General features: G+C 72.4%; 6 protein-coding genes and 1 pseudogene. 4 read left to right on the forward strand and 3 right to left on the reverse strand.

Annotation, left to right across the window (positions count from 1 at the left end; genetic code table 11):
* Positions 1-1,086, reverse strand: a 1,086-nt coding sequence (locus ABZ749_RS28630) for a glycoside hydrolase family 3 N-terminal domain-containing protein (RefSeq protein WP_357233243.1), incomplete at its 3' end; no start/stop codon positions are given.
* A 217-nt stretch (positions 1,087-1,303) separates the two neighbouring features.
* On the opposite strand from ABZ749_RS28630, the gene ABZ749_RS28635 reads away from it, so the two are divergent.
* The 4 genes from ABZ749_RS28635 to ABZ749_RS28650 all read left to right on the forward strand — a co-directional run bounded on the left by ABZ749_RS28635 (position 1,304) and on the right by ABZ749_RS28650 (position 4,764).
* Positions 1,304-1,429: a hypothetical protein gene (locus ABZ749_RS28635; protein WP_255750123.1), complete on the forward strand. Its 126-nt coding sequence runs from the start codon at positions 1,304-1,306 to the stop codon at positions 1,427-1,429.
* A gap of 87 nt (positions 1,430-1,516) precedes the next feature.
* Entirely contained in the window at positions 1,517-2,467 is a 951-nt protein-coding gene (locus tag ABZ749_RS28640; RefSeq protein WP_357202629.1) for a TIGR03557 family F420-dependent LLM class oxidoreductase, read from the forward strand.
* Positions 2,468-2,540: 73 nt separating this feature from the next.
* Complete coding sequence (locus tag ABZ749_RS28645; RefSeq protein WP_357233246.1) at positions 2,541-4,172, forward strand: RecQ family ATP-dependent DNA helicase; 1,632 nt, start codon at positions 2,541-2,543, stop codon at positions 4,170-4,172.
* Positions 4,173-4,260: 88 nt separating this feature from the next.
* Positions 4,261-4,764, forward strand: coding sequence for a hypothetical protein (locus tag ABZ749_RS28650; RefSeq protein WP_357233248.1), 504 nt, complete (start codon positions 4,261-4,263; stop codon positions 4,762-4,764).
* On the opposite strand, the gene ABZ749_RS28655 is transcribed toward ABZ749_RS28650, so the two are convergent.
* Positions 4,754-5,005 (reverse strand): hypothetical protein, encoded by a 252-nt coding sequence (locus tag ABZ749_RS28655; RefSeq protein ID WP_357233250.1) that lies wholly within the window; start codon positions 5,003-5,005, stop codon positions 4,754-4,756. The two genes, ABZ749_RS28650 and ABZ749_RS28655, sit on opposite strands and share 11 nt — an antisense overlap.
* A pseudogene (locus tag ABZ749_RS28660) lies at positions 5,001-5,327 on the reverse strand (diguanylate phosphodiesterase); the annotation flags it as partial. The gene ABZ749_RS28655 and the pseudogene ABZ749_RS28660, both read right to left, overlap by 5 nt.

Consider the following 5,327-nt stretch of genomic DNA (forward strand, 5'->3'; position numbering starts at 1 on the left):
GGCGGTGACCCGGACGGCCCGGCGGGCGGCGACCAGCCCGACGTCGGCGGCGGCGCGCGCTCCGGCCGAGCCGGAGTTGCGGGCGGCCACCGTCCAGGCGGCGAGTTGACCGACGCGCTTGGCGGCCTCGGCGAGACGTTCCTCGGGCAGCTCACCGGAGACGACGGCGGCCACGATGGCGTCGCGCAGCTCGCGGGCGGCCTGCTCGTCAGCCCGTTCACCGCCGATGCAGATGGCGTCAGCCCCGGCGGCGAGGGCGCGGACAGTGGCTCCGGCGAAGCCGTACCGGTCGGCGACCGCGCGCATCTCCATCGCGTCGGTGACCACCACACCGGAGAAGCCCAGTTCGTCGCGGAGCAACCCACCCAGGATGCGCTGACTCAACGTCGCCGGCAGGTGCGGGTCGAGGGCGGGCACCAGCAGGTGACCGGTCATCACCGCCTGCACCCCGGCGGCCACGGCGGCGCGGAACGGGGCCAGTTCGCAGGCGTCCAGCCGGTCCCGGTCGGCGGTGATCCGAGGCAGGTCGTGGTGTGAGTCGACCCGGGTGTCGCCGTGGCCGGGGAAGTGTTTGGCGCAGGCCGCGACGCCGCCGGCCTGGAGCCCGCGGACCCAGGCGGCGGTGTGCCGCGCGACGAGCACCGGGTCGGCGCCAAAGGAACGGACGCCGATCACCGGGTTCGCCGGGTTGGAGTTGACGTCGGCGTCCGGGGCGTAGTTGAGGGTGATCCCCGCCGCGGCCAGCTCGGCGCCGAGGTCCCGGGCGACGGCCTCGGTCAGCCCCGGGTCGTCGACCGCCCCGAGGGCGAAGTTGCCGGGTCGGGAGCTGCCGTGCACGGACTCCAGCCGGGTGACGTCACCGGCCTCCTCGTCGATCGCCACGATGACGTCCGGCCGTTCGGCGCGCAGCGTCGCGGTGAGGGCGGTCACCTGCTCGGTGTCGACGACGTTGCGGGCGAAGAGCACCACCGAGCCGAGACCCTCGCCGAGCCAGCGGCACACCCAGGGCGGTGGGGTGGTGCCGACGAAGCCGGGTTGCAGGACGGCGGCGGCGAGCGCCGAGAGGTGCCCGTTGGACGTGGTCACGCCACTCCCTCGCAGGGATCGAGATCGATCACCGGCGACGGTGCGCCCCCGTCGATCCGCTGGTTGCGCTCGCTCATGCGGCCCCCGTACCCCATCTCTCGCGCGCCCTCGGCGCACCGCCACCGGCAGGCGGTTCTGCCATGGTCACACTGAGCGATTCAATAGTCAATAAACCTTACAGTTGCCTGGCGGCCCGCTCCCCGGGGAGAGTGCGGGGATGGATCCCGTCCTGCTGGCCGACGCGACGAGCCCGGCCGACATCCCCGGCGTACGCCTGCTCGGCCTGGTGGTCGGCGCTCTGCTGCTCCTCGCCGCGATCCGGGCGATGTTCGGGCGACGCTGACCCGCCCGCGGCGAGAACCGGTGTGACCGTGCGCCGCCGGGGTACGGCTCTCCCCATCAGCAGGTCCGCGTGCCGAAGGGGTAAGCCATGAAGATCGGATATTTTCTGTCCAGTGAGGAGTACACGCCCGCCGAGTTGCTGGCGCAGGCGCGCGGTGCCGAAGAGGCCGGCTTCGAGGCTCTGTGGATCTCGGATCACTACCACCCGTGGGTGGACGCCCAGGGTCAGAGCCCATTCGTCTGGTCGATGATCGGCGCGCTCAGCCAGGTCTGCTCGCTGCCGGTGACCACGGCGGTGACCTGCCCGACCGTGCGGATCCACCCGGCGGTGATCGCGCAGGCGGCGGCGACCAGCGCGGTGCTGCACGGTGGACGGTTCGTGCTCGGCGTCGGCACCGGCGAGGCCCTCAACGAGCACATCTTCGGCGACGCGTGGCCGCAGGCGGACGTCCGGCTGGAGATGCTGGAGGAGGCCGTCGAGGTGCTGCGCGAGCTGTGGAAGGGCGGTTTCGTCAACCACCACGGAAAGCACTACACGGTGGAGCACGCCCGGATCTACACGCTGCCCGACACTCCCCCGCCGATCTACGTCTCCGGCTTCGGACCGAAGGCCATCGACCTGGCCGCCCGGATCGGCGACGGCTACGTGAGCACCATGCCCGACGGCGAGATGGTCCGCCGCTTCCGCGAGAACGGCGGCGGCGACAAGCCGTGCCAGGCCGGATTCAAGGCGGCGTACGCGGACAGCGAGGACGAGGGGTTGCGGATCGCGTACGAGCGCTGGCCCAACGCGGGGGTGCCGGGCGAACTGTCCCAGGTGCTCCCCTCGCCACGGCACTTCGAGCAGGCCTCCGAGCTGGTCGAGCCGGAGATGCTCAAGAAGGCGTTCGTCTGCGGCAACAGCGCCGACGCGCACCTGGAGATGATCGACAAGTACGCCAAGGCCGGCTTCGACGAGGTCTACGTGGCCAACACCGGCCCGCACTACCAGGGTCTGTTCGACCTGTACCAGCGCGAGGTCCTGCCCGGGCTGCGCTGAGCCACTGGCACCCGAGCCCATGATCTTCCGAATGCGTTTCGGTTGTCCTGGGCTCGGGTACCTCCGGCCCTCGATGAAACTGTCCACGCATTCGATGACGTTGCGCCGCGCCGCCCGCAGCCTGTTCGGCTGGAACGCGCTGCGGCCCAACCAGTTGGCCGCCATGCGCGCGGTCATGAAGCGACGCGACGCCCTGGTGGTGCTGCCCACCGGTGCCGGCAAGTCGGCGATCTACCAGATCCCGGCCAGTCTGATCCCCGGTCCCACCGTGGTGATCTCTCCGCTCCTCGCCCTTCAGCAGGACCAGATCGCCTCCCTCAACGAGCGGCAACGCCCGGAGCTGCGGGCGGTGCGGATCAGCTCGAACGAGTCCGCCACCCAGCAGGCCGAGGCGCTCGCCGACGTCCGCGAGGGCCGGGCGGAGTTCCTCTTCATCACCCCGGAGCAGCTCAGCAACCCGGACCGGATGGCCGAGGTCGCCGCGCTGAAGCCGGCGCTGGTGGCGATCGACGAGGCGCACTGCATCTCCGCCTGGGGGCACGACTTCCGCCCTGACTACCTGGCGCTCGGGCACCTCATCGAGGGCATCGGTCGGCCGCCGGTGGTGGCGCTCACCGCCACCGCCTCACCGCCGGTACGCGACGACATCATCGCCCGGCTGCGGCTGCGCGATCCGGACGTGGTGGTCTCCGGGCTGGACCGGCCCAACCTCTTCCTCGAGGTGGCCCACTGCCCGGACGAGGACTACCGCTGGCGACGGCTGATGACGCTGCTGCGCGACGAGGGCCGGCCGGGGATCATCTACGTGCCGACCCGCCGCGCCGCCGAGGAGCTGGCCACCCGGTTGACCGACGCCGACTTCCCGGCGCAGTTCTACCACGGTGGGATGCCGATGGGTGCCCGCGTGGAGCTGCACGAGGCGTTCCTCGCCGACCAGGTCCCGATCATGGTGGCGACCTCGGCGTTCGGCATGGGCATCGACAAGCCGAACATCGCCTGGGTGGTGCACATGGCGCTGCCCGACTCGCCGGACAGCTACTTCCAGGAGATCGGCCGGGCCGGGCGCGACGGGCAACCGGCCCGGGTCCTGCTGCTGTGGCGGGCTGAGGACGTGGGCCTGCAGCGGTTCTTCAGCGGCGGTCTGCCCGACGAGAACGAGCTGCGCGACCTGGCCGCTCTGCTGCGCAAGAAGGCAGCCACCAAGACCGAACTGCGCGAGACCACCGGCCTGGGGCCACGCAAGCTGGGCCAGTACCTGTCCCTGCTGGAGCAGGTCGGCGCGGCCGAGCCGCGCGCCCGGCAGCGCATCGGCGCCCCGCGCTACTCCCCCGCCGCGGTGGACGCCGCCGCGGCGGCCCTCGCCGAGGCGGAACGCCAGCAGACGGTGACCCGGTCCCGGACCGACATGATGCGGGCCTTCGCCGAGACCAGGGCCTGCCGGGGGCAGACCCTGCTGGCCTACTTCGGCGAGCAGATGAGCGACGTCTGCGGGCACTGCGACAACTGCCACAGCGGCACCAGCGTGGCCGACCAGGGTGCGGTCGGGCCGTTTCCGGTGCACAGTCAGGTGCGTCACCCGGAGTGGGGGCCGGGCATGGTGCTCTCGTACGAGGAGGACAAGATGACCGTCCTCTTCGAGGAGGTCGGGTACAAGACGTTGTCGGTGCGCGTGGTGTCCGAACAGGGCCTGCTGACCCTGGACTAGCCTGACCCGGGCGCCGGTTGCGGCCCCGGTGGATCGACAAAGCAGAGCACCGATTGACCAAGAAGAGCAGGGCGGAAGGGGCGTTGTCGTGATCGAGCAGCCGGCGTACACCGGGTTCGGTTTCTCCGACGAGGAGTGGGGGCTGCTGGTCGGCCTGCCACAGTCGGTGTTGACCGCGGCGAGCGCCGCCGAGTCCGACGGCACCCGCCGGACCATGGCGGAGAACGCGGCCGGGCTGGAGACCATCGCCGCCGGCCGGGAGTCGGCCAGCCCGCTGGTGGTCGCCGTGGCCGGCGAGATCGTCACCCGGGTCGGTGACCCGGAGGCCGGCGAGGAGCTGCCGGTCATCGCGCCCGCCGACCCGGGGGCGTACATCGACGACGTGCTGTTGCGGGCCGGCGAGGCCGGCGCGTTGCTGGCCGCGCGGGTCGACGAGGGTGAGGCCGGCGCGTACAAGCACTGGCTCGTGAAGATCGCCGAGCAGGTGGTGGGCGCCGCGTCCAGCGGCGGGCTGCTGGGCATCGGCGGCGAGTCGGTCAGCGACTCCGAGCGGCGTTTCCGCGACCGCCTCGCGCACGTGCTCATCGACTGACCGACGACAACGAGGTGTCGGCCGGACCGGTCGGCTCGGCGGCCAGCGCCGTGGAGTCGGCCGGTCGGACGCCGCGCAGCGCGACCAGCGCGGTGACCGCGCCGAGCAGCATCACCGCCATGGCGGCGTACGCGGCCAGGTGCAGCCCGTCGGTGAACGCGACAGCGGCGGCGTTCCGCACCGCGTCGGCCAGCTCCGCCGGCAACCCCTGGGCGACCGCGAGCGCACCGCCCAGGGCCACGCACCCGCCCCTCCGCCTCCGCGACCGTCCGGCGGAACAGCAGCAGCAGCGCGGTCACCAACGCGGCCCGCTCCAGGATGCGCTGGTCGGCGTCGACCAACTCGTCGTCCGGGCGTAGCACCAGGGCGCCCAGGTTCTCCGCGCCCGCCACCACCGCCGCGTACCAGAGCGGACCCCGGCGCACGCTGCGCCCCTCGGTCCGGGACGCGGCCACCGCCTCGACGATGTCCGCGCGGTCCGGCTCCTCGATCTCACCCACCCGGGCCAGCAGGCGGCCCTCGGCGTCCAGCGCCAGCAGCGCGCCGCCCAGCACCTCGGTCAC

This window comes from Micromonospora sp. NPDC047753 (genome assembly GCF_040642735.1).
Classification (GTDB): Bacteria; Actinomycetota; Actinomycetes; order Mycobacteriales; family Micromonosporaceae; genus Micromonospora.